The sequence below is a fragment of the Pseudomonas sp. MH9.3 genome (genome assembly GCF_034354675.1).
In the GTDB taxonomy this organism is placed as follows: Bacteria; Pseudomonadota; Gammaproteobacteria; order Pseudomonadales; family Pseudomonadaceae; genus Aquipseudomonas.
Genome location: NZ_CP133785.1, coordinates 3,591,745 through 3,615,060 on the forward strand (window position 1 = coordinate 3,591,745; position 23,316 = coordinate 3,615,060).

24 protein-coding genes are annotated in these 23,316 nt (G+C 61.2%); 8 read left to right on the top strand and 16 right to left on the bottom strand.

What is annotated here, in order from left to right; all coding sequences use genetic code 11:
• Nucleotides 1-23: 23 nt before the first annotated feature.
• Entirely contained in the window at nucleotides 24-659 is a 636-nt protein-coding gene (locus RHM60_RS15960; RefSeq protein WP_322212194.1) for a hypothetical protein, read from the top strand.
• Nucleotides 660-773: 114 nt separating this feature from the next.
• Here RHM60_RS15960 and RHM60_RS15965 read toward each other — a convergent pair whose 3' ends face one another.
• The 4 genes from RHM60_RS15965 to RHM60_RS15980 form a co-directional block, all read right to left on the bottom strand.
• Nucleotides 774-947 (bottom strand): hypothetical protein, encoded by a 174-nt coding sequence (locus RHM60_RS15965; protein WP_322212195.1) that lies wholly within the window; start codon nucleotides 945-947, stop codon nucleotides 774-776.
• A 96-nt stretch (nucleotides 948-1,043) separates the two neighbouring features.
• The gene (locus RHM60_RS15970) at nucleotides 1,044-1,319 is read right to left on the bottom strand and encodes an HU family DNA-binding protein (RefSeq protein ID WP_003213368.1); all 276 of its coding nucleotides are present in this window, start codon (nucleotides 1,317-1,319) and stop codon (nucleotides 1,044-1,046) included.
• Nucleotides 1,320-1,510: 191 nt separating this feature from the next.
• Nucleotides 1,511-2,659 carry an NAD(P)/FAD-dependent oxidoreductase gene (locus RHM60_RS15975; RefSeq protein WP_209986494.1) on the bottom strand — a complete coding sequence of 383 codons (1,149 nt, stop codon included), beginning with the start codon at nucleotides 2,657-2,659 and terminating at the stop codon, nucleotides 1,511-1,513.
• Nucleotides 2,660-2,695: 36 nt separating this feature from the next.
• Nucleotides 2,696-2,863 (bottom strand): rubredoxin, encoded by a 168-nt coding sequence (locus RHM60_RS15980; RefSeq protein WP_003213373.1) that lies wholly within the window; start codon nucleotides 2,861-2,863, stop codon nucleotides 2,696-2,698.
• A 194-nt stretch (nucleotides 2,864-3,057) separates the two neighbouring features.
• Here RHM60_RS15980 and RHM60_RS15985 point away from each other — a divergent pair, with 194 nt between their 5' ends.
• Both RHM60_RS15985 and ubiA read left to right on the top strand, forming a co-directional pair.
• Nucleotides 3,058-3,621 (top strand): chorismate--pyruvate lyase family protein, encoded by a 564-nt coding sequence (locus RHM60_RS15985; protein WP_322212196.1) that lies wholly within the window; start codon nucleotides 3,058-3,060, stop codon nucleotides 3,619-3,621.
• Nucleotides 3,621-4,511 carry a 4-hydroxybenzoate octaprenyltransferase gene (gene ubiA / locus RHM60_RS15990; protein WP_322212197.1) on the top strand — a complete coding sequence of 297 codons (891 nt, stop codon included), beginning with the start codon at nucleotides 3,621-3,623 and terminating at the stop codon, nucleotides 4,509-4,511. The genes RHM60_RS15985 and ubiA overlap by 1 nt, the downstream gene beginning before the upstream one ends.
• 120 nt (nucleotides 4,512-4,631) lie before the next feature.
• Here ubiA and RHM60_RS15995 read toward each other — a convergent pair whose 3' ends face one another.
• The gene (locus RHM60_RS15995; protein ID WP_209986504.1) at nucleotides 4,632-5,009 is read right to left on the bottom strand and encodes a hypothetical protein; all 378 of its coding nucleotides are present in this window, start codon (nucleotides 5,007-5,009) and stop codon (nucleotides 4,632-4,634) included.
• A gap of 155 nt (nucleotides 5,010-5,164) precedes the next feature.
• Between RHM60_RS15995 and phoB the strand changes: the two genes are divergently transcribed.
• The 3 genes from phoB to RHM60_RS16010 all read left to right on the top strand — a co-directional run bounded on the left by phoB (nucleotide 5,165) and on the right by RHM60_RS16010 (nucleotide 8,842).
• Nucleotides 5,165-5,854 carry a phosphate regulon transcriptional regulator PhoB gene (gene phoB, locus RHM60_RS16000; protein WP_003231714.1) on the top strand — a complete coding sequence of 230 codons (690 nt, stop codon included), beginning with the start codon at nucleotides 5,165-5,167 and terminating at the stop codon, nucleotides 5,852-5,854.
• Nucleotides 5,855-5,945: 91 nt separating this feature from the next.
• Nucleotides 5,946-7,232: a phosphate regulon sensor histidine kinase PhoR gene (phoR, locus tag RHM60_RS16005; RefSeq protein WP_231422327.1), complete on the top strand. Its 1,287-nt coding sequence runs from the start codon at nucleotides 5,946-5,948 to the stop codon at nucleotides 7,230-7,232.
• A 269-nt stretch (nucleotides 7,233-7,501) separates the two neighbouring features.
• Entirely contained in the window at nucleotides 7,502-8,842 is a 1,341-nt protein-coding gene (locus RHM60_RS16010) for a hemolysin family protein (RefSeq protein ID WP_057006318.1), read from the top strand.
• Between the two features lie 321 nt (nucleotides 8,843-9,163).
• Here RHM60_RS16010 and RHM60_RS16015 read toward each other — a convergent pair whose 3' ends face one another.
• The 7 genes from RHM60_RS16015 to RHM60_RS16045 form a co-directional block, all read right to left on the bottom strand.
• Nucleotides 9,164-10,060, bottom strand: coding sequence for a response regulator (locus RHM60_RS16015; RefSeq protein ID WP_322212198.1), 897 nt, complete (start codon nucleotides 10,058-10,060; stop codon nucleotides 9,164-9,166).
• 170 nt (nucleotides 10,061-10,230) lie between these two features.
• Entirely contained in the window at nucleotides 10,231-10,992 is a 762-nt protein-coding gene (gene phoU, locus RHM60_RS16020; RefSeq protein ID WP_057006316.1) for a phosphate signaling complex protein PhoU, read from the bottom strand.
• Nucleotides 10,993-11,107: 115 nt separating this feature from the next.
• Complete coding sequence (gene pstB, locus RHM60_RS16025) at nucleotides 11,108-11,941, bottom strand: phosphate ABC transporter ATP-binding protein PstB (RefSeq protein WP_003231719.1); 834 nt, start codon at nucleotides 11,939-11,941, stop codon at nucleotides 11,108-11,110.
• 93 nt (nucleotides 11,942-12,034) lie between these two features.
• Nucleotides 12,035-13,705 (bottom strand): phosphate ABC transporter permease PstA, encoded by a 1,671-nt coding sequence (gene pstA / locus RHM60_RS16030; RefSeq protein WP_322212199.1) that lies wholly within the window; start codon nucleotides 13,703-13,705, stop codon nucleotides 12,035-12,037.
• A gap of 15 nt (nucleotides 13,706-13,720) precedes the next feature.
• The gene (locus tag RHM60_RS16035; RefSeq protein ID WP_322214630.1) at nucleotides 13,721-15,754 is read right to left on the bottom strand and encodes an ABC transporter permease subunit; all 2,034 of its coding nucleotides are present in this window, start codon (nucleotides 15,752-15,754) and stop codon (nucleotides 13,721-13,723) included.
• Nucleotides 15,755-16,238: 484 nt separating this feature from the next.
• On the bottom strand, nucleotides 16,239-17,225 hold the full coding sequence (locus RHM60_RS16040) for a phosphate ABC transporter substrate-binding protein PstS (RefSeq protein WP_015886581.1): 987 nt from the start codon (nucleotides 17,223-17,225) through the stop codon (nucleotides 16,239-16,241).
• A gap of 166 nt (nucleotides 17,226-17,391) precedes the next feature.
• Entirely contained in the window at nucleotides 17,392-18,681 is a 1,290-nt protein-coding gene (locus RHM60_RS16045) for an MFS transporter (RefSeq protein WP_322212200.1), read from the bottom strand.
• 406 nt (nucleotides 18,682-19,087) lie between these two features.
• Here RHM60_RS16045 and RHM60_RS16050 point away from each other — a divergent pair, with 406 nt between their 5' ends.
• Both RHM60_RS16050 and RHM60_RS16055 read left to right on the top strand, forming a co-directional pair.
• A complete protein-coding gene (locus RHM60_RS16050; RefSeq protein ID WP_003176975.1) occupies nucleotides 19,088-19,492 on the top strand; it encodes an acyl-CoA thioesterase in 405 nt (134 codons plus the stop codon).
• 58 nt (nucleotides 19,493-19,550) lie between these two features.
• On the top strand, nucleotides 19,551-20,450 hold the full coding sequence (locus tag RHM60_RS16055; RefSeq protein ID WP_322212201.1) for a D-hexose-6-phosphate mutarotase: 900 nt from the start codon (nucleotides 19,551-19,553) through the stop codon (nucleotides 20,448-20,450).
• 111 nt (nucleotides 20,451-20,561) lie between these two features.
• On the opposite strand, the gene RHM60_RS16060 is transcribed toward RHM60_RS16055, so the two are convergent.
• From RHM60_RS16060 to purE, 4 genes are all read right to left on the bottom strand, one after another.
• A complete protein-coding gene (locus RHM60_RS16060) occupies nucleotides 20,562-21,098 on the bottom strand; it encodes a DUF3299 domain-containing protein (protein WP_322212202.1) in 537 nt (178 codons plus the stop codon).
• 77 nt (nucleotides 21,099-21,175) lie between these two features.
• Complete coding sequence (locus tag RHM60_RS16065; protein ID WP_057006311.1) at nucleotides 21,176-21,421, bottom strand: GlsB/YeaQ/YmgE family stress response membrane protein; 246 nt, start codon at nucleotides 21,419-21,421, stop codon at nucleotides 21,176-21,178.
• 105 nt (nucleotides 21,422-21,526) lie between these two features.
• Nucleotides 21,527-22,612, bottom strand: coding sequence for a 5-(carboxyamino)imidazole ribonucleotide synthase (locus tag RHM60_RS16070; RefSeq protein WP_209986523.1), 1,086 nt, complete (start codon nucleotides 22,610-22,612; stop codon nucleotides 21,527-21,529).
• Between the two features lie 11 nt (nucleotides 22,613-22,623).
• The gene (gene purE, locus RHM60_RS16075; RefSeq protein ID WP_003231730.1) at nucleotides 22,624-23,115 is read right to left on the bottom strand and encodes a 5-(carboxyamino)imidazole ribonucleotide mutase; all 492 of its coding nucleotides are present in this window, start codon (nucleotides 23,113-23,115) and stop codon (nucleotides 22,624-22,626) included.
• Nucleotides 23,116-23,316: the final 201 nt, after the last annotated feature.

A 23,316-nucleotide genomic window follows, 5' to 3' on the forward strand; every position in this document is an offset into this window, starting at 1 on the left:
TGAGCACCGCAATGAATTTGAACATGCTTACTCTGCAAGAAAGTGATGCGTCCGCTCTGACAGACGGTGTTCGCATACGCCAACTGAGTCATCATATTACTCAGATATTCATGACATTACTGCCCAAGGTCGAAATAAACGGCAGCAGTAAAATAGTTGTTTCACTTGGCCCACGCGGCGACGAAGATCTATTTGATAACGTCCTAGGCGTGACAAACATTTTTATAGAGGACTTTGATTTCAAAAAATTTCTCTCTCTGGACCGCCTCAACCAGGACAAAAAACTACTGGAAGAGTTACGACTGGCACTTGTTGCTATTGCAATACGGAAAGATAGTAACAGCGCATCTGTGGAGATCATAAACTCAACTGCTGAAGCGGTGTCAGAACTGCAGTTTGAGCTAGAAACTCCGATTAAAAAGCTGTCAAAAATCAGCAAAGACAAAAAACGCAAAATAAATATTTACAGACTGCTTAATGCGCAAGTGGGTGAAGGCTGGTATTACGAAGAAAACAGCCCGACAGCGAATAAAATCTGGATGCATGAGCTTCCCGGCTTTATTGACCGAAGCGACCTCTTTAAAAGTTCGGAAATCAATGAAAACTCTTACCAAATCAAAAATCGCTTTGGCAAAGTAGTTTTTGAAATCGCGCTCTAATGAAGACCAAAGGTATTTCGACGAAAAATTGATTGGCCCATATTTTGATGACAATAAAAAACGTTCCACACCATCACCAAAGTTTGTTGATTAGCAGTTAAGCGAGGTGGACATTTAGAATTTATAGTTAAATAAATTCATCCCCTTTATCCCTTCACCGACTTGCAAGGCAACGGCCAAGCCCTGGGTTTCGCCTACGACGCTGTCGGTCAGTTGCTTGGCGAACAGAGTGCCGGCGGCAACCTGCAACACCACTACGACGAACTCGGCAACCTGATCCAGAGCCAACTGCTGTTTTTACGCAGCAAAAATGGGCACCCGACCCAGTCGGCGTGCCCATTTTTTTCCGTACCACCCCGCCTCCCTTCGAGGCAGTACTGCCCGTTACGGATTAACACTGTCCTTCAACGACTTGCCCGGCTTGAACGCAACGGTGTTGCTCGCCTTGATTTTCACCGGCTCGCCGGTCTGCGGGTTTTTGCCGGTGCGGGCGCCGCGGTGGCGTTGCAGGAAGGTGCCGAAACCAACGAGGGTGACGCTGTCCTTGCGGTGCAGGGCGCCGGTGATTTCTTCGAGGACGGCGTTGAGCACGCGGTTGGCCTGTTCTTTGGTCAGGTCCGCTTTTTCAGCGATGGCGGCTGCGAGTTCTGGTTTACGCATAGATGAAGCCTCTTTGACGGTTTTTTGTTGTTATGTCCGTGCCACTCTCTGGCGGAACGGCGCCCAAAGCGCCGCAGGCTCTACTCTGCGGCAGACGGGAGTGAGGATGGCATGCCCACAGACGCCGCGCCAGCCTCGCGGCGACCTTTCTCTAGGCAAAAACGTGCTTATTCCGACAGAACGACAGGCATTTACGCCAGCAAAGGCGGGAGTTCCTTGTTGAGCGCCAGTTTTTCCATCACGGCGCTGCCGGTCAGCGCGTAACCCAGCAGGCGGCCACTGGCGTCGCGGCACAGGGCCTTGATGTTGGCGCCCTCGCCTTCGACACTCCACACGCCTTCGGTACCCCGTGGCGGTGGCGACACCACCAGTGGGCAAACCGGGGTTTTCACCGTAACCGGCATTGGCCCATAGCTGACCGCCGTGGCATTGCCGGCCAGGGTCTGGGCCAGGGCGCGGGCGCAGGTCATGAGGGGCATCACGTACAGCAGGTTCAGGCCATCGACCTCGGCGCAGTCGCCCAGGGCATAGATATTGGCATGGGAGGTCTTGAGGTGGCGGTCCACCATGATTCCACGGTTGATCTGCAGGCCGGCGGCGGCGGCGAGGTCGACGCGCGGGCGCAGGCCGATGGCCGAGACCACCAGGTCGCACGGGATCACCTTGCCGTCCGACAAGTGGGCCTCAAGACCATCCGCCGTGCGTTGCAGGCGGTTGAGCACCGGGCCCAGGTGGAAACGCGCGCCCAGGCCTTCCAGGCCGGCCTGTACCGCAGCGGCCGCCGCAGGGTGCAGCAAAGTCGGCATGACTTGTTCGCACGGCGCCACCAGGTCGATTTCATAGCCGCCGAGGATCAGGTCGTTGGCGAATTCACAGCCAATCAGGCCGGCGCCGAGCACCAGCACGCGACGTTTGCCCGCAGCGGCGGCGCGAAAGCGGGCGTAGTCCTCGAGGTCGTTGATCGGAAAAATCAGCTCAGCCGCATCGCCTTCGACCGGCACGCGCACGGTTTCGGCGCCCCAGGCCAGGATCAGGTCGCGGTAGGTCACCGCTTCCTCGCCGATCCACAGGCGTTTGTGGCCGGGGTCAATGCCGCTGATGCGGGTGTGGGTGCGCACTTCGGCCTTGAGTTGCTCGGCCATGGCGCCCGGTTCAGCCATGCTCAGGCCATCGGCTTCCTTGTTCTTGCCAAAGCCGGTGGAGAGCATGGGCTTGGAGTAGGAGCGCCCGTCATCGGCGGTGATCAGCAGCAACGGGGTTTCGCTGTCGAGCTTGCGAAACTCCCGGGCCACGTTGTAACCGGCCAGTCCTGTGCCGATGATCACGACAGGTGCGTTCATTCCTTTCTCCTTGTAATACATTTCTCAAACTTCGAATCAGCCGATTTCGATCATTTCGAAATCCATCTTGCCCACGCCGCAGTCCGGGCACAGCCAGTCTTCCGGGACGTCCTGCCACAGGGTGCCCGGCGCGATTCCGTCATCCGGCCAGCCGTCCTTTTCGTCGTAGATCAGGCCGCAGACTACACATTGCCACTTCTTCATTACTTGCTTCCTCAGGGTCCAGGCATTTTGGCCGGCGGTCCATATTCTGCATTGCCGCACGGCTCAGGGCGTTTTGTACTGACAGGGGCCGCCGGATGCAAGCACGTTCGGCGCAAACGGCCAGTTCAGCCCGGCAAAAGGTCGGGACGCCATGATAAGCTCGGCGCCTCTTTTACTGCCCATACTGACTCGCCGTGCCGCACTCAATCGCCCTTTCCGATGCTTGCCAATGGCTGCCCCAGAGCCTTCTGCGCCCGACACCCGCGCCCCTGATCCTCGATTGGCTGTTCGACGAAGGCTCGCTCACGCGGCGGCTGACAGGGTTTTCCAACGACACGTTCAGCGTGACGCCGCTGGTCGAAGGCTGGCAAGCGCTGCGGGACGACGAATGCGCGGCGCTGGGCCTGCCGCCAGCCACGCTCGGCTGGGTGCGGGAGGTGTACCTGCGCGGGCACGGCCAGCCGTGGGTATTTGCCCGCAGCGTAGCGTCGCGCAGTGCGTTGCAGGGGGACGGCTTGCACATGGATGCGCTGGGCAGCCGCTCGCTGGGTGAGTTGTTGTTCTGTGACCACGCGTTTACCCGCCAGTCCATTGAAGTCTGCCATTACCCACGCCAGTGGCTGCCCATGCCGGACCAGGCCGACAGACTGTGGGCACGCCGCTCGCGCTTTGATCGCGGGGCATTGAGCGTGCTGGTGGCGGAAACCTTCCTGCCCGGCTTCTGGCAGGCGCTGCATGACCATCCGGAGAGTTGCTGATGTATCAACGTGTGCTCAAGTCCCTGAATCGCCTGAACCCCAGGGCCTGGGATTTCATTCAGTTGACGCGCATGGACAAGCCCATCGGCATCTACCTGCTGCTGTGGCCGACACTGTGGGCGCTGTGGATCGCCGGCAAGGGCGCGCCGTCGCTGCTCAATATCGTGATTTTCGTGCTCGGCGTGGTGCTCACCCGTGCGGGCGGCTGCGTGATCAACGACTGGGCCGACCGCAAGGTCGACGGCCATGTGAAGCGCACCGAACAACGCCCGCTGGTCAGCGGCAGGATCAGCTCGAAAGAGGCACTGGTGTTTTTTGCGCTGCTGATGGGCATCAGTTTCCTGCTGGTGCTGCTGACCAATGCCAGCACCATCCTGCTGTCCCTCGGCGGCCTGGCGCTGGCGGCAAGCTATCCGTTCATGAAGCGCTACACCTATTACCCGCAGGTGGTGCTGGGCGCGGCGTTTTCCTGGGGCATGCCGATGGCGTTTACCGCCGAAACCGGCCACCTGCCGGCCATCGCCTGGCTGCTGTATATCGCCAACCTGCTGTGGACGGTGGGGTATGACACCTATTATGCAATGACCGACCGCGACGACGATGTGAGGATCGGGGTGAAATCCACGGCGATTCTGTTTGGCGATGCCGATCGTGTGATCATTCTCACCCTGCAGGGCCTGTCGCTGGTGTGCCTGTTGCTGGCCGGCGCGCGGTTCGAACTGGGCGGCTGGTTCCAGTTGGGGCTGCTGGCGGCGGCGGGCTGTTTTGTGTGGGAGTTCTGGTACACGCGGGACAGGGACCGCATGAAATGCTTCAAGGCGTTTTTGCACAACCACTGGGCGGGATTGGCGATTTTTGTGGGGATTGTGCTGGATTACGCGGTTCGCTGAGGTGTTTGCGGCGACGGTTCGGAGGCCATCGCGAGCAAGCCTCCTTCCACATTTGAATGCATTCACAGATCAAAATGTGGGAGGGGGCTTGCTCCCGATGCGCTCACCAGCGGCGCAGTCTCAAGGTTTGATGACGTGCCAGACGCCACCCTTGCCATCACCGGTCTTTTCCCCGGCCTTGGTGTCACCCTTGAACGTGTACACCGGCTTGCCCTTGTAGGCCCACTGGCTGGTCTGATCGTCACGGGTGATGACCGTCCAGTCGCCGGCCTTGGTGTCGGTGGATTCCGCCTTCAGCGGCGGCCAGTTGATTGCGCACTGGTCCTTGCACGCGGATTTGCCATCGGCATCCTTGTCGAAGGTGTAGAGGGTCAGGCCCTTGTGGTCCACCAGCAGACCGTCTTTGGTCATTGCAGGCTCTGCTGCGGATGCCAGGCCAGGCAGCGCCAGTGCAGCCGATACCAGCAGGGCTTTCCAGGAAACAGTGCGGTACGTCATCGGAACCTTCCTCTTGTGGTTGTCAGGATTCGGACCCAAAGGGTAGTCCAGAGTGCCGTGAATTGCCCAGGCGAAGAAATTACTGTCACACGACTGCAATAATTCCGTTATCTAATGCGGCGCAAGACAGTTAAATGACAAGAGGATTTTCGAGCATGGTTGGCAGGAGCATTCTGATCGTCGACGACGAAGCGCCCATCCGCGAGATGATCGCCGTTGCGTTGGAAATGGCCGGCTACGACTGCCTGGAGGCGGAAAACTCCCAGCAGGCCCATGCCATTATCGTCGACCGCAAGCCGGACCTGATCCTGCTGGACTGGATGCTGCCCGGTACCTCCGGCATCGAACTGGCCCGCCGCCTCAAGCGTGACGAGCTGACCGGTGACATCCCGATCATCATGCTCACCGCCAAGGGCGAAGAGGACAACAAGATCCAGGGCCTGGAAGTGGGCGCGGATGACTACATCACCAAGCCGTTTTCCCCACGCGAGCTGGTCGCGCGCCTGAAGGCCGTACTGCGTCGCGCCGGGCCGACCGATGGTGAAGCGCCAATCGAAGTCGGCGGCCTTATCCTGGACCCGATCAGCCACCGTGTGACCATCGACGGCACACCGGCGGAGATGGGGCCCACCGAATACCGCCTGCTGCAGTTCTTCATGACGCACCAGGAACGTGCCTACACCCGTGGCCAGTTGCTGGACCAGGTGTGGGGCGGCAATGTGTACGTGGAAGAGCGTACCGTGGACGTGCATATCCGCCGCCTGCGCAAAGCCTTGGGCGATGCCTACGAGAATCTGGTACAAACCGTGCGCGGTACCGGCTATCGGTTTTCCACCAAGGGCTGAGCCCCGCCTCTGACTTAAGCGCCTGACTTAACCGCTGACAAGGACGCATGTTCAAGTGAATCAAAACTGGCATGGCACCCTGATCCGCCACATGCTGCTGCTGATCACCGCCTGCCTGCTGGTGGGCCTGATCAGCGGTTATTACGGCTGGAGCCTGGCGGTGGGTATCGCCCTGTATCTGGGCTGGACCCTCAAGCAATTGCTGCGTCTGCACGAATGGCTGCGCCAGCACAAACCCGACGAAGCGCCCCCCGACGGCTACGGCCTGTGGGGTGAGGTGTTCGACAGCATCTACCACCTGCAACGCCGCGACCAACGGGTGCGCGGGCGCCTGCAGGCGGTGATCGACCGAGTGCAGGAGTCCACCGCCGCGCTCAAGGATGCGGTGATCATGCTCGACAGCGACGGCAACCTGGAATGGTGGAACCGCGCCGCCGAGACCCTGCTGGGCCTCAAGACGCCCCAGGACAGCGGTCAGCCGGTCACCAACCTGGTGCGCCACCCGCGCTTCAAGGAATATTTCGAGCAGGACAACTTCGAAGAAGCCTTGGAAATCCCCTCGCCCACCAACGACCGGGTGCGCATCCAGCTGTACCTGACGCGTTACGGCAACAATGAACACCTGATGCTGGTGCGCGATGTCACGCGCATCCACCAGATGGAACAGATGCGCAAGGACTTCGTTGCCAACGTTTCCCACGAACTGCGCACGCCGTTGACGGTGATCTGCGGCTACCTGGAGACGCTGCTGGACAACGTCGACGGGATCAACCCGCGCTGGACCCGCGCCTTGCAACAGATGCAGCAGCAGGGTTCGCGCATGCAGACCCTGCTCAACGATTTGCTGTTGCTGGCCAAGCTGGAAGCCACCGACTACCCCTCGGATAACCATCCGGTGGTGGTGAAAAGCCTGTTGCACACCATCAAGAACGACGCCCAGGCCCTCTCCGGCGAGCGCGGGCAGCAGATCAGCCTGGAAGCCGACCCGTCGATCCTGCTCAAGGGCAGCGAAGGCGAGTTGCGCAGTGCATTTTCCAACCTGGTGTTCAACGCCGTGAAGTACACCCAGGACAAGGGCAACATCCGCGTCCGCTGGTGGGCCGACGAACACGGCGCGCACCTGAGCGTGCAGGACTCCGGCATCGGCATCGACGCCAAGCACCTGCCGCGCCTGACCGAGCGTTTCTACCGCGTCGACTCCAGCCGCAACTCCAATACCGGCGGCACCGGCCTGGGCCTGGCCATCGTCAAGCATGTGCTGCTGCGCCATCGCGCACGCCTGGAAATCAGCAGCGTGCTGGGGCATGGCAGCACGTTCACCTGCCATTTTCCGCCGACGCAGGTGACGCGTTCGCCCCTGGTCGACGAAGACCTGTAACCCAAGAACACTGTAGATCCCCTGTGGGAGGGGGCTTGCTCCCGATAGCGGTGGATCAGCCAGCCTGTGTGGCTCTGACCCACCGCTATCGGGAGCAAGCCCCCTCCCACATTGGAATTGTGTTGCCCTGGAAGCGGTATTCCAGAGCCCGCGCGCCAGCGGGTACTAGGCAAGCGCCCCGCCAGCCGCTACATTGGCCGCCTTGCGCCTGCCTTTCGGGGCCTGCCTGCCATCCCTAATTGAACACACGGAACCCGCAAAACCCCATCATGGACCCTTCCCCTGGTATCACCTTCGCCACACTCTTCGCCGATTTCGGCATGATTCTTTTTGCTCTGGTCCTGGTACTGCTCAACGGTTTCTTCGTTGCCGCGGAATTTGCCATGGTCAAGCTGCGCTCCACCCGGGTGGAGGCCATCGCCCACACCAACGGCTGGCGCGGGCAGATCCTGCGCACCGTGCACAGCCAGCTCGACGCCTACCTGTCGGCCTGTCAGCTGGGTATCACCCTCGCCTCCCTCGGCCTGGGCTGGGTCGGTGAGCCGGCGTTTGCGCATATCCTCGAGCCCTTGCTGGGTGCCGCAGGCGTCGAATCGCCGGAAGTGATCAAGGGTGTGTCGTTCTTTGCCGCCTTCTTTGTGATTTCCTACCTGCACATCGTGGTCGGCGAGCTGGCGCCCAAATCCTGGGCGATTCGCAAGCCCGAGCTGCTGTCGCTGTGGACGGCAGTGCCGCTCTACCTGTTCTACTGGGCGATGTACCCGGCGATTTACCTGCTCAACGCCAGCGCCAACGCTATCCTGCGTATCGCAGGCCAGGGCGAGCCTGGCCCGCACCATGAGCACCATTACAGCCGTGAAGAACTCAAGCTGATCCTGCACTCCAGCCGTGGCCAGGACCCAAGCGACCAAGGCATGCGCGTACTGGCCTCGGCCGTGGAGATGGGCGAGCTGGAGGTGGTCGACTGGGCCAACTCCCGGGAAGACCTGGTAACCCTGGACTTCAATGCCCCGCTCAAGGAAATCCTCGCGCTGTTTCGCCGCCACAAATTCAGCCGCTACCCGGTGTATGACGCCGAGCGCAATGAATTCGTCGGCCTGCTGCACATCAAGGACCTGCTGCTGGAGCTGGCGGCGCTCGATCACATCCCCGAGTCATTCAACCTGGCCGAGCTGACGCGTCCGCTGGAGCGCGTGTCGCGACACATGCCGTTGTCGCAGTTGCTGGAGCAATTCCGCAAGGGCGGCGCGCACTTCGCCCTGGTGGAAGAAGCCGACGGCAACATTATCGGCTACCTCACCATGGAGGATGTGCTGGAAGTGCTGGTGGGCGATATCCAGGATGAACACCGCAAGGCCGAGCGCGGCATCCTGGCCTACCAGCCGGGCAAACTGCTGGTGCGCGGCGACACCCCGCTGTTCAAGGTCGAACGCCTGCTGGGCGTGGACCTGGACCACATCGAAGCCGAAACCCTGGCCGGCCTGATCTACGACACCTTGAAACGGGTGCCGGAAGAAGAAGAAGTGCTGGAGGTGGAAGGCCTGCGGATCATCATCAAGAAGATGAAAGGGCCGAAGATCGTGCTGGCCAAGGTTGTGATGCTGGATTGAATCTTGTGTAGCGAGGGGCGAGCGGGCTTGCCCTAATGCCGTTCAGTTAAGCGCAGATTCCCTGTGGCGAGCAGGCTTGTCCTGCGTTGGGCTGCGCAGCAGCCCCAAGACCAGACGCTGAGCCGTATCAGGTACACCGCGTTTTGCTCGATGGGGGGCGCTTCGCACCCCAACGCGGGGCAAGCCCGCTCGCCACAATAAGCCCACAAAATTTCCTTAACTGAACGGCATTAGGGCTTGCCACAGAGAGGTGGTCGGCTGGAAATACTCATGCGCGGCGCTTGATGATGAGAGAGAGCAAGCCCCTCCCACATGGGAAGATCAGGCACCCGGCACAAAATGCTTCTGCGCCGTGCCGCGCGCGATCAGGCGGGAGATGTAGTCGAGCTTCTGCGCGTCCTGGTCGATGAACCGGAAGGTCAGTTGCAGCCAGTCGCTGTCGGGCCTGGGCTCGAAGGCGGCGATGGCGTGCAGGTAGCCGTTGAGGCGCGCGACTTCGGCGTTGTCGCCCTGCTCAAGGTCGAGCACGGCGCTTTCCAGCACCTGGGGCAGTACTTCGCCGCGACGCACCACCAGCAGCGCCTCCTTGATGCTCAGGGCCTTGATCACGCACTGCTGGGTGCCGCTGGACAGACGCAACTGGCCCTGGCCACGACCGCTGGCAGGCGAAGCAGCCGGGGCGGCCGGCGGTGGGGTGTTGAGCAGGCCTTTGCTCGGCGCCGCCACCGGAGCCGCCCGGACGGCTTCGGGCTTGCCGCCGGTGAGGGCGCTCAGGGAATCGTTGCCGAAGGCCGAGCTCATCCTGGTCGGTGCGCTGGCGATCAGCGCGTCGAGGCGGCCCACTTTGTGCAGCGCCTGACGCACCTTGCTCAGCAACTGTTCGTTGGTAAACGGCTTGCTGACGTAGCCGGAAACACCGGCCTGGATCGCCTGCACCACGTTTTCCTTGTCGCCACGGCTGGTCACCATCACGAAGGGCATGGCCTTCAGGTGTTCCTGTTCGCGGCACCAGGTCAGCAACTCCAGGCCGGACATCTCCGGCATTTCCCAGTCGCACAACACCAGGTCGTAGGCTTCGCGCATCAGGATGGATTGCGCCTTTTTGCCGTTTACCGCGTCTTCAAGCTTGATCCCCGGGAAGTAATTGCGCAGGCACTTCTTCACCAGGTCGCGAATAAACGAGGCGTCATCCACCACCAATACACTGACTTTACTCATCGACCCTTCATCCTTTAAAAACCTTGGCTGGCAGCACGCCTGACTGATGGCATTTTGCCAAAACTCTGCAATTACGTTCGGACTTTATTTCGCCTTTGGCGCAATAACATTCAACTGGCCCCAAACGAAAACGCCCGGCCAATGGCCGGGCGTTAATTTCACGGGCAACCTTACTTATCGTCAGGTTCGCCCGGAACATTAGGCATTTGATCGGCAGTGCCCTCAACTTCGGCCTTCATGCGCTTGAGGCCCATGTGCCGTACGTCGGTGCCGCGCACCAGGTAAATCACCAATTCAGAGATATTGCGCGCGTGATCGCCGATGCGTTCCAGCGAACGCAGCACCCAGATAATGTTCAGGACCCGCGAGATAGAGCGTGGGTCTTCCATCATGTAGGTGGCCAGCTCGCGCAGGGCCGTCTTGTATTCGCGGTCGATGATCTTGTCGTACTGCGCCACCGACAGCGCCAGATCGGCATCGAAGCGGGCAAATGCGTCGAGGGCATCGCGCACCATGTTGCGCACCTGATCGCCAATGTGGCGCACTTCCACGTAGCCGCGCGGCGCTTCGCCTTCTTCGCACAGCTGGATGGCCCGGCGCGCGATCTTGGTGGCTTCGTCGCCGATGCGCTCAAGGTCGATCACCGACTTGGAAATACTGATGATCAGACGCAGGTCGGAGGCCGCCGGCTGGCGACGGGCGAGAATGCGCAGGCATTCCTCGTCGATGTTGCGTTCCATCTGGTTGATCTGGTCGTCGATCTCGCGCACTTGCTGGGCCAGGCCCGAGTCGGCCTCGATCAGCGCGGTGACCGCATCGTTGACTTGCTTCTCTACCAGCCCGCCCATCGCCAGGAGGTGACTGCGCACTTCCTCAAGCTCGGCGTTGAACTGCGCGGAGATGTGATGGGTGAGGCCTTCTTTGCTAATCATGGGTTTGCTCCGCAAACGCTGTAAGCCACAAGCTACAAGCTGCAAGTTGATAGGTGTCGTTGCATTGAACTGCTCTTACTTGCCGCTTGAAGCTTGCGGCTCGCAGCTGCTCCAACTAGCCATACCGTCCCGTAATATAGTCCTCGGTCTGCTTCTTCGCCGGATTGGTGAACAGGGTGTCGGTGTCGCCGAATTCCACCAGCTTGCCCATGTACATGAACGCGGTGTAGTCGGAAACCCGTGCCGCCTGCTGCATGTTGTGGGTCACGATGACGATGGTGAATTTGGATTTGAGTTCGTAGATCAGCTCTTCGACTTTCAGCGTGGAGATCGGGTCGAGGGCCGAGCAGGGTTCGTCGAGCAGCAGCACTTCCGGCTCCACGGCGATGGTACGTGCGATCACCAGACGCTGCTGCTGGCCGCCGGACAAGCCGAGTGCCGATTCGTGCAGGCGATCCTTGACCTCGTCCCACAGTGCCGCGCCCTTGAGCGCCCACTCCACCGCTTCGTCGAGGACGCGCTTCTTGTTGATGCCCTGAATGCGCAGGCCGTACACCACGTTTTCGTAGATGGTCTTGGGAAACGGGTTGGGCTTCTGGAACACCATGCCGACGCGACGACGCAGCTCGGCCACGTCTTCGCCCTTGCGATAGATGTTGGTGCCGTAGAGGTTGATCGCGCCTTCCACACGGCAGCCGTCCACCAGGTCGTTCATGCGGTTGAAGGTGCGCAGCAGCGTGGACTTGCCGCAGCCGGACGGGCCGATGAAGGCGGTCACGCGCTGCTTGGGGATGTTCATGCTGACGTCGAACAGCGCCTGCTTTTCACCGTAGTACAGGCTCAGGCCGGGCACTTCGATGGCCACGGTTTCCTGGGCCAGGCTCAGGCTCTGCTTGTCGCGACCCAGGGCGGACATGTTGATGCCGTGGGATTGGGTTTCATGTTGCATGGTCTCACTCCGTTCGTAGCTGCCAGCGTCTAGCTGCAAGCTGCAAGATTTGAGCAAAAGCGGCTTGTAGCTTGCCGCTTGTGGCTAATGGCTTTAGCTGTCCAACGCTTTGTACTTCTCGCGCAGGTGGTTACGGATCCACACCGCCGACAGGTTGAGCGTGGCGATCACCAGCACCAGCAACAGCGCAGTGGCGTACACCAGCGGGCGTGCCGCTTCGACGTTGGGGCTCTGGAAGCCAACGTCGTAGATATGAAAGCCCAGGTGCATGATCTTCTGGTCCAGGTGCAGGTACGGGTAGTTGCCGTCCACCGGCAGCGACGGCGCCAGTTTCACTACGCCCACCAGCATCAGCGGCGCCACTTCGCCAGCGGCGCGGGCCACGGCGAGGATCATGCCGGTCATCATGGCCGGGCTGGCCATTGGCAGCACGATCTTCCACAGCGTTTCCGCCTTGGTTGCACCCAGCGCCAGAGAGCCTTCACGCACGGTACGCGGAATGCGCGCCAGGCCTTCTTCGGTGGCCACGATCACCACCGGCACTGCCAGCAGCGCCAGTGTCAGCGAGGCCCACAGCAGGCCCGGCGTGCCGAAGGTGGGTGCCGGCAGGGCTTCGGCGAAGAACAGGCGGTCCACCGAGCCACCCAGCACATACACGAAGAAGCCCAGGCCGAACACGCCATAGACGATGGCCGGGACGCCCGCCAGGTTGTTCACGGCGATGCGGATAACCCGCGTCAGGGTGTTCTGCTTGGCATATTCGCGCAGGTACACCGCCGCCAGTACGCCGAACGGCGTCACGATCATCGCCATGATCAGCGTCATCATCACGGTGCCGAAAATCGCCGGGAAGATCCCGCCTTCAGTGTTGGCTTCCCGTGGGTCATCGCTCAGAAATTCCCAGACCTTGCTGAAGTAGAAGCCGATCTTGGTCAGCGTGCCCATCGCGTTCGGCTGGTAGGCGTGCACCACCTTGCCGATGCCAATTTCAATTTCCTTGCCATTGCCGTCGCGCGCCGTCAGCGCATCGCGGTTGAACTGGGCATGCAGGTCAGCCAGACGCGCCTCGATATCCTGATAACGCGCGTTCAGCTCAGCGCGGTCAGCCTCCATGTCGGCCTGGGCGGCGGCGTCGAGCTTGCCTTCCAGTTCCAGCTTGCGACCGTGCAGGCGGATGCGTTCGAGACCGGCGTTGATCGCACCAATGTCGGATTTCTCCAGCGTCTTGAGCTGAGCGGCCAGTGCGTTCACACGGTCGACGCGGGCTTGCAGCTCCGGCCACGCAGCCTCGCCTTCGGCGATCACCTTGCCGTCCTGTTTGACGTTGACCAGAGTGCCGTAGAAATTGCCCCACTCACGACGCTCAATGGTCATGAGGTTCTTCGGCGTGGTCTGGTCCTTCAACCATTCGCCGACAATCCAGGTGAAGTCATTGCCGTTGAGGTCACGGTTGCCGACCTTGATCAGCTCACGGGTCATGAACTCCGGGCCCGCATCGGGCACCGGCAGGCCCGCGCTTTTCAGGCGTTCGCGCGGTACTTCTTCCTTCTGCACCACTTCGCCGATGACGATATGGTTTTCCTGGCCCGGCACGTTGTAGCTGGCCTGGATCAGGTCGGCCGGCCAGAAGTGACCCAGGCCACGCACCGCAATCACGGCCAGCAAACCCAGGGTCATGATGACCGCGATGGACACCGCGCCACCGCTGATCCAGACGCCGGGGGCGCCGCTCTTGAACCATCCGTTCAGGGAGTTCTGTTTCACAGACTTCTACCTTTCTTAAAGCGACGAGTATTTCTTGCGCAGACGCTGACGGATCAGCTCGGCGAGGGTGTTCATGACGAAGGTGAACAGCAGCAGCACCAGCGCCGAGAGGAACAGCACGCGGTAGTGACTGCCGCCCACTTCCGACTCCGGCATTTCTACCGCGACGTTGGCCGCCAGCGTGCGCAGGCCTTCGAACAGGTTCATCTCCATCACCGGGGTGTTGCCGGTGGCCATCAGCACGATCATGGTCTCGCCCACGGCGCGGCCCATGCCGATCATCAGCGCCGAGAAAATCCCCGGGCTGGCGGTCAGGATCACCACGCGTGTCATGGTCTGCCACGGCGTGGCGCCCAGCGCCAGCGAGCCCAGGGTCAGGCCGCGCGGCACGCTGAACACGGCGTCTTCGGCGATGGAGTAGATGTTCGGGATCACCGCAAAACCCATCGCCAGGCCCACCACCAGTGCGTTGCGCTGGTCGTAGGTAATGCCCAGGTCGTGGGAGATCCACATGCGCATGTCACCGCCGAAGAACCAGGTTTCCAGGTACGGGCTCATGTACAGCGACAGCCAGCCCACAAACAGGATCACCGGGATCAGGATCGCGCTTTCCCAGCCATCGGGAACCCGCAGGCGGATCGACTCAGGCAGGCGGCTGAACACGAAACCGGCCACCAGGATGCCAATCGGCAGCAGCATCAGCAGGCTGAAAATCCCCGGCAGATGCCCCTCCACATACGGCGCGAGAAACAGACCGGCGAAGAAGCCAAGGATCACCGTCGGCATGGCTTCCATCAACTCGATCACCGGCTTGACCTTGCGGCGCAGGCTCGGCGCCATGAAGTAGGCGGTGTAGATCGCTGCGGCCACCGCCAGCGGCGCGGCCAGCAGCATGGCGTAGAACGCTGCCTTCAGGGTGCCGAAGGTCAGCGGTGCGAGGCTCATCTTGGGTTCGAAATCGGTATTGGCGGCGGTCGATTGCCAGACGTATTTGGGCTCGTCGTAGTTCTCGTACCAGACCTTGCTCCACAGCGCGCTCCATGAAACCTCGGGGTGCGGGTTGTCGAGTAGCAACGGTTGCAGCTTGCCACCGGCCTCAACGATCACCCGGTTGGCCCGAGGCGACAGGCCGTACACGCCCTGGCCGTCGACCACCGGATCGACCAGCAGGGTGCGGTGCGCGGTGCTGTGGAATACGCCGAACTGGCCGGAAGCATCCAGCGCGGTGAAGCCCTTGCGACGCTCTTCGGCGCTGATTTCCACAATGGGCGAGGTGCCCATCTGGAACGTGCGGATCTGCTTCAGGCGCTGCTCGCCATCCGGGTCGCGGGCCATGAACCACTGGGCCAGGCCACCCTTGGAGTTACCGACGATCAGCGAGATACCGCCTACCAGCTGAGTGCTGGCGGTGATTTCGGCGTTGCCGTCTTCGAGCAATTTGTAGCGACCGTTGAGGTTTTTGTCGCGCAGGCTGAACACATCGGCCAGGGCGCGGCCGTTAATCACGTACAGCCATTGCTGGCGCGGGTCGATGAAGATCGCCTTCACCGGCTCGGTCATCTGCGGCAGCTCGATGCGCTTCTGCTCGCTGGTGACTTCGCCGGTCATCATGTTTTCTTCGCGGCTCAGGGACAGCACGTTCAGGAACGAGCCGGCGGAACCGGCCAGCACCAGCGTGGAGTCGGTGGCGTTGAGGGCCACGTGCTCCAGCGGGCGACCGGCGTCATCCAATACGATCGGCGTTTCGCCGTACGGGTATTCGATGGCAGGGGTGATGGTTTTCTTGCCGTCCGGGTAGGACACCTTATAGGTGTGGCGGAACACCAGAGACTGACCGTTGGACAGGCCGAGCACCACCAGCGGGCTGCCGGGCTGGTCTTCACCGATGGATGCCACGCTGGCACCGGCCGGCAGCGGCAGGTCGACACGCTTGAGTTCTGCGCCGGTGGTGATGTCAAAGAACAGCGCCTGGCCCTTGTCGGAAACCCGCATGGCCACCTGGTTCTGTTCCTCAAGGGAAATCATCAGCGGCTTGCCCGCGTCCTGGATCCAGGCCGGGGTGAGTGCGTCTTCTCTGGTCAGCGAGGCGCCCTGGAACAGCGGTGCCACTACATAGGCAAGAAAGAAGAAAATCAGCGTGATGGCGCCGAGGACGGCGAGACCGCCGACCAACACGTACCAGCGGGTCAGGCGGTCCTTGAGCGCGCGAATGCGGCGCTTGCGTTGCAGCTCAGGCGTATTGAAATCAATGCGCTTGGGGGGGGAAGTCGTCGTCATGGTGGAATTGGCCAGATCATTCATGCGCACACCCTAGCGGTCCTGTATGACAGAAAGATGACAATGCGGTGACGCAGGAAATCCGCCGCGCAGCGGGGCTGGCAGCGGATAAAAGAATTTTTGGTGCAGGCCGCTTGTGTGGGAGCCGGGCTTGCCCGCGATGGCATCAACACGGTTCAACGTTAAACCGCGTCGCCAGCATCGCGGGCAGCCCGCTCCCACAGAGAAGCGTGCATCTACACCCGGTATTACGGGCTTAGTTGCCTTCTTTCAGACCCAGGTCAGCCAGTGCCTTGGCGGCAACCTTGGCTGGCAGTGGGATGTAGCCGTCTTTCACGACAACTTCCTGGCCCTGCTTCGACAGTACCAGCTTCACGAACTCGGCTTCCAGCGGTGCCAGCGGCTTGTTCGGGGCTTTGTTGACGTAAACGTAGAGGAAACGCGACAGCGGGTACTTGCCGTTCAGGGCGTTTTCTTCGGTGTCTTCGATGAAGTCCGTGCTGCCCTTCTTGGCCAGAGCCACGGTTTTCACGCTGGCGGTCTTGTAGCCGATGCCCGAGTAACCGATGCCGTTGAGCGAAGAACTGATCGACTGCACAACCGAAGCCGAGCCAGGCTGTTCGTTCACGTTAGGCTTGTAGTCGCCTTTGCACAGGGCTTCTTCCTTGAAGTAGCCGTAGGTGCCGGAGACCGAGTTACGACCGAACAGTTGCACCGGCTTGTTGGCCAGGTCGCCGGTCACACCCAGGTCGCCCCAGGTTTTCACGTCGGCTTTGGCACCGCACAGGCGAGTCGACGAGAAGATCGCGTCGACCTGTTCCATGGTCAGGTGCTGGATCGGGTTGTCCTTGTGCACGAACACAGCCAGGGCATCCACGGCCACCGGAATAGCGGTGGGCTTGTAGCCGTACTTCTGCTCGAAGGCAGCCAGCTCGGTGTCCTTCATCTTGCGGCTCATCGGGCCCAGGTTGGAGGTGCCTTCAGTCAGCGCAGGGGGTGCAGTGGCGGAGCCGGCAGCTTGAATCTGGATGTTGACGTTCGGGTATTCCTTCTTATAACCCTCGGCCCACAGGGTCATCAGGTTAGCCAGGGTATCGGAACCGACGCTGGACAGGTTGCCCGACACACCAGTGGTCTTAACATAAGCCGGGATTGCCGGGTCAACACCAGCGGCCACCGCGTTGGCGGTCGCAACGCCAGCAGCGACAAAAGTCATTGCCGCCATCAAACGCTTCAGTTTCATGCCTTGCTCCTAGCAGATAGGGATAGTTGGATCGGGGCCAAGTATCGAGAGGCCGTGTGAACACTCTATGTCGAGAATATGACAGTTAGATGAAAGGCCACTATCGCAAGCAAGGGGGGACTTGAGCGTCCCAAGGGGATTCCCACGCAAGCGTGGGACCCATCAATCAGCGTCCACGCTTCCAGAGGTACCCGCCCACCAGCGCGCCCATCACACACAGCGCGGCAACATAGTAGGCAGGACCCATCGGGCTTTCCTTCATCAGCAACGACACCGCCAGCGGCGTCAGCCCGCCGAAGATGGCGTAGGCCACGTTGTAGGAAAACGACAACCCGCTGAAACGCACCACCGGCGGGAAGGCTTTGACCATGACGTAAGGCACCACACCGATCACGCCGACAAACAGGCCGGTCAGGGTGTACAGCGGGAAGAGCCAGTTCGGGTGCTCGATGAGGCTGTGGTACAGCGTCCACGACGTCGCCAGCAGCAGCAGGCAACCGCTGATCAGCACGCGCCCGGCACCGAAGCGGTCGGCCAGTGCGCCGGAAGCGATGCAACCCAGGCTCAGGGTTACGATGGCCAGGCTGTTGGCCTGCAGCGCAACTGTCGGGCTGAAGTGGTAGACGGTTTGCAGCACGGTCGGGGTCATCAGGATAACCACCACGACGCCGGCCGACAGCAACCAGGTCAGCAGCATTGACAGCACGATGGCGCCACGGTGGTCGCGCAGTACCGCACGCAACGGCAGCTCGGCGGCCAGGGCCTTGCGTTGCTGCATCTCGGCGAAGATCGGCGTTTCATGCAGCCAGCGCCGCAGGTACACCGACAGCAGACCGAACACCCCACCAAGCAGGAACGGGATACGCCAGGCGTAATCCGAGACCTGCTCGGGGCTATAAAGCGTGTTGATGGCGGTGGCCACCAGCGACCCCAACAGGATGCCGGCGGTGAGGCCGCTGGTCAGGGTGCCGCAGGCGTAGCCAATGTGGCGCGGCGGAACGTGTTCGGAGACGAACACCCAGGCGCCGGGCACTTCGCCGCCAATGGCCGCGCCCTGGATGACGCGCATCAACAGCAATAACAGCGGCGCCCACAGGCCGATCTGCGCGTAGGTTGGCAGCAGGCCCATGATCAGCGTCGGCACGGCCATCATGAAGATGCTCAGGGTAAACATCTTCTTGCGGCCCAGCAGGTCGCCGAAGTGCGCCATGATGATGCCGCCCAGCGGGCGCGCCAGGTAGCCGGCCGCAAAGATGCCGAAGGTCTGCATCATGCGCAGCCATTCGGGCATGTCGACGGGAAAGAACAGTTTTCCGACCACGGTGGCGAAAAACACGAAGATGATGAAGTCGTAGAATTCCAGCGCCCCGCCCAAGGCAGACAGCGACAGGGTTTTATAGTCGTTGCGGGTCAGCGGGCGCGAAGGTGGCGCACTGCTTGCGGGCACGGAGGACATGGCAAGGCTTCTCTTATAGTAATCAGCGTAATGAAGGACACACGCCGTGACGGGCGGCGGCTTGGCAAGATAGCAAATCGCTTGTAAAAGCACAGCGCCAGGAGAACAGTTGCGCGCAAAAGCCCCCGTACAGCGCTTGATTAATGACCAAATGAGTCCCCGGAGGTCGTAGTGACGCCAACCTGTGGATATACTCGGCCCTTGCAAGTGCAAGACCCGCAGTCTTGACGGGCTGCTGTGCCAAAACGCCGTTGGGTGCCATCCAGCCGATTTGGCAGAGTTTCCCTTCAGTACGCCTTACGAGAAACGCATCGAGCGGTGTATGTTGGTGCTGAAACGTTTTTTCGCAAGACGGCTATCCATTTGAAATACCCATGAAGCGTCACGGGTCAGAGGCACCCTCGGCATGATCGAACTCGAACAAGAAGATCCAATCCCGCAAGGCGATCTCGCCCTGCAAATCACCGCGCTCCCCCGTGAAACCAACGGTTTTGGCGATATCTTCGGCGGCTGGCTGGTTGCGCAGATGGACCTGGCTGGCACGGCAATGGCCAGCAAGGTCGCCGGTGGTCGCGTGGCCACCGTGGCGATTGATCGCATGGCCTTTCTGGTACCGGTGGCGGTGGGCGCGCAGTTGTCCTTCTATACCCAGGCCCTGGAAATCGGCCGCAGCTCGATCCAGATGATGGTCGAAGTGTGGAGCGACGACCCGCTGTCCAGTGAATGGCGCAAGGTGACCGAGGCGGTCTTCGTGTTCGTCGCCATCGATGGCAGTGGTCGCACCCGCTCGGTGCCGTCACGCGCGCGTTAAACCTCGCGCGGTTTTGACGGTCCATTGCCCCATTGCCTGCCATTGAGAGAGCTGTGACATGCCGACGCCCCACGTTGAAACCGTAAAGATCGACGAGCTGGACTGCTGGCGTATTCGCCACAACGGCGCCGAACTGATGGTGGCCCAACAGGGCGCGCATATCTTCAGCTATCAGCGTCAGGGCGAGCAGCCGCTGATATGGCCGAACCCCGACGCGGTGTTCAAGCAAGGCAAAGGCATTCGTACCGGTGTGCCGGTGTGCTGGCCATGGTTTGGCGTGTTCGACCGCAACCCGCAGAGCGTGAAGGCGATGCGCCAGAGCGAACAGCCGGCCGGTGCCCATGGTTTTGTGCGAACTGCGATCTGGGAATTGGCTGCGACCGAACTCGAAGGTGAAGCACTGCGTGTGGACCTGGTCCTGCCAGCGCCTGTCGGCGGCTTTCCTGGCTGGCCCCATCAGGTCGACCTGAAGCTGAGCCTGCTGCTGGACGACCAACTGCACATCCGCCTGACCAGCCACAACCGTGACGACCACACCGTGACACTCAGTCAGGCGCTGCACACCTATTTCGCGGTCAGCGATGTGCGCAATGTGCAGGTTGAGGGTCTGGATGGCCTGACGTATCTCGATACCGCCGATGGCTGGACCGAGAAACAGCAGTCCGGCCTACTACCGTTCGCCGCCGAGACCGACCGTATCTATCTCGACACTCCGACGCAGCTCAACATCGTCGACAAAGACTGGCAGCGCCGCATCCAGCTCACCAGCCAGGGCTCCCACTCCACCGTCATCTGGAACCCCTGGACCGAACGCGCCAAAGCCTTCGACGACATGGCCAACGATGGCTGGACGGGCATGTTGTGCATCGAGACGGCGAATGTGCTGGATGATGTGGTGGCATTGGCCCCGGGCGAAAGCCACACCCTGGCCGTGAGCATCACAACCCTCCCCCTGTAAACCCGATTCAACTGTGGGAGCTGGCTTGCCTGCGATAGCATCACCTCGATATTACTGACACACCGAGGCGTCTGCATCGCAGGCAAGCCAGCTCCCGCACGGGCAGGTTTCTTACAGGTCGGATTCCTTCACTACGCGGACCTTGCCCGCGTCCAGCGCATACGCCGCATCCGCCAGATCGTTATTCACCTTCTCCACCTTCAACGTTCCCGTGACCCACAGCGGCGTGTAGATATCATCCAGCTTCAGCCCCTTGGGATAGCGCACCAGCACCAGCTGGTTGGGCGGCGGTGGCGGCACGTGGATACAGGCGCCCGGGTATGGCACCAGGAAGAACAGCGTGCTGCGACCCTTTGCATCGGTTTCCAGCGGCACCGGGTAGCCGCCGATGCGGATGTTCTTGCCGTTCATGGCGGCCACCGTCTTGGTGGAATACATCACCGCCGGCAACCCCTTGCTTTGCTTGAGGCCACCCTTGTCGGTGAACGTGCCTTGGGCTTCGGGGGAGTTATGGTCGATCTCGGGCATGGCTTCGAGGGCTTTCTGGTCCGACAGGGGCATCAGGTCGAGCCAGTCGGTTTCCGGCAGTTCACCGGCGTGCGCCAGGCCTGAGCCCAGCAAGAGGAATGTCAACAGTAGACGGCGCATGGAGAAGCTCGGCAAATTCAAGTGCCGAGTATTCTAGCCCTCTGCGCCTGCGCAGCGCAGAGGACTTTGTCGGCTGATTACTTCCTTTTGATCAAGCCGTAGATCACCAGCAGCACGATGGCACCGACCAGTGCGCCGATGAAGCCTGCGCCCTGACCGGCCTGGTAGATACCCAGCGCCTGACCACCGTAAGTCGCGGCCAGGGAGCCGGCGATACCCAGCAGGATGGTCATGATCCAGCCCATGCTGTCGTCGCCGGGCTTGAGGAAGCGCGCCAGCAGGCCGACGATCAAGCCGATAAAGATGGTTCCGATGATACCCATGGCATTTCCCTCTGATTGGTGTGAGTCATGCCAAAGCCTGGTCAGGCTTTGCCATCCTGCAATCAGAGGGACGGCGGCAACCAATGGTTCCCGTCATCGCCAGGCTTATTGTTCGGCGATCAGCGCTTCGACCTTGAGGATCTGCGCCTGCAGCGTCGCACGGTCCTTGCAACGCAGGTTGGCGTGGCCGACCTTGCGCCCGGCCTTGAAGGCCTTGCCGTAGTGATGCAGGTGGCAATCATCGATGGCGATCACACGCTCCACGGGCGGCACCGAACCGATGAAATTGAGCATGGCGCTCTCGCCGACTTTGGCCGTAGAGCCCAGCGGCAAGCCCGCCACCGCCCGCAGGTGGTTTTCGAACTGGCTGCACTCGGCGCCTTCGGTGGTCCAGTGCCCGGAGTTGTGCACCCGTGGCGCGATTTCGTTGGCCTTGAGGCCACCGTCCACTTCAAAGAACTCGAAGGCCATCACCCCGACGTAGTCCAGCTGCTTGAGCACGCGGCTGGAATAGTCTTCGGCCAGGGCCTGCAACGGGTGATCGGTACTGGCCACGGACAGCTTGAGGATGCCGCTGTCGTGGGTGTTGTGCACCAGCGGGTAGAAACGGGTTTCGCCATCGCGGGCACGCACGGCGATCAGCGATACTTCGCCGGTGAACGGCACGAAGCCTTCCAGCAGGCAGGCGACGCTGCCCAGCTCGGCGAAGGTGCCCACCACGTCGGCCTCGGTGCGCAGCACTTTCTGGCCCTTGCCGTCGTAACCCAGGGTGCGGGTCTTGAGCACCGCCGGCAGGCCGATGCGGGCGACGGCGGCGTCCAGGTCCGCCTGGGACTGAATGTCGGCGAAGTCCGGGGTCGGAATACCCAGGTCCTTGAACATGCTCTTTTCGAACCAGCGGTCGCGCGCAATGCGCAGTGCTTCGGCGCTCGGGTACACCGGCACGAATTGCGACAGGAACGCCACCGTTTCAGCCGGGACACTTTCGAACTCGAAGGTCACCAGATCGACTTCCTCGGCCAGTTGGCGCAGGTGATCCGGGTCACTGTAGTCAGCGCGCAGGTGTTCACCCAGGGCCGCCGCGCAGGCATCCGGCGCAGGGTCCAGGAAAGCGAAGTTCATCCCCAGCGGGGTGCCCGCCAGAGCCAGCATACGACCCAGTTGGCCGCCACCGATTACACCGATTTTCATCAATAACAACCTCAGGCAATGCGTGGGTCTGGATTGTCCAGCACGCTGTCTGTCTGCTCGGCACGGAATTTTTTCAGCACCGCGTGGAACTGCGGGTGCTTGGCGCCGAGGATGCTGGCCGCCAGCAAGGCGGCGTTGATCGCGCCGGCCTTGCCGATCGCCAGGGTCGCCACCGGGATGCCGGCGGGCATCTGCACGATGGACAACAGCGAGTCCACGCCCGAGAGCATCGACGACTGCACTGGCACCCCAAGCACAGGCAGGTGGGTCTTGGCCGCACACATGCCTGGCAAATGCGCCGCACCGCCGGCACCGGCGATGATCACCTCGATGCCACGGGATTCTGCCTCATCGGCATACTGGAACAGCAGGTCCGGAGTGCGGTGGGCGGAGACCACCTTCACTTCGTACGCAATGCCGAGTTTTTCCAGCATATCGGCGGTGTGGCTAAGGGTGGACCAATCGGACTTGGAGCCCATGATCACGCCAACCAATGCACTCATCGTCGTGCCTCTTCTCTCTGGGCGCCCGCAGGCGCGTCAAAAAACAACAAGCCACGCAGGAAATCCGGCGTGGCTTGGTGTACGAAATAAGGCCGGTTGGACCGGCCGAAGGCCGCGCAGTATACCGTAATAATCGGGATAAACAGCCCCTTGGATGACCATCTGTCCAGCGGTGCAAAGTAGCGGTTTTATTGACTTAAG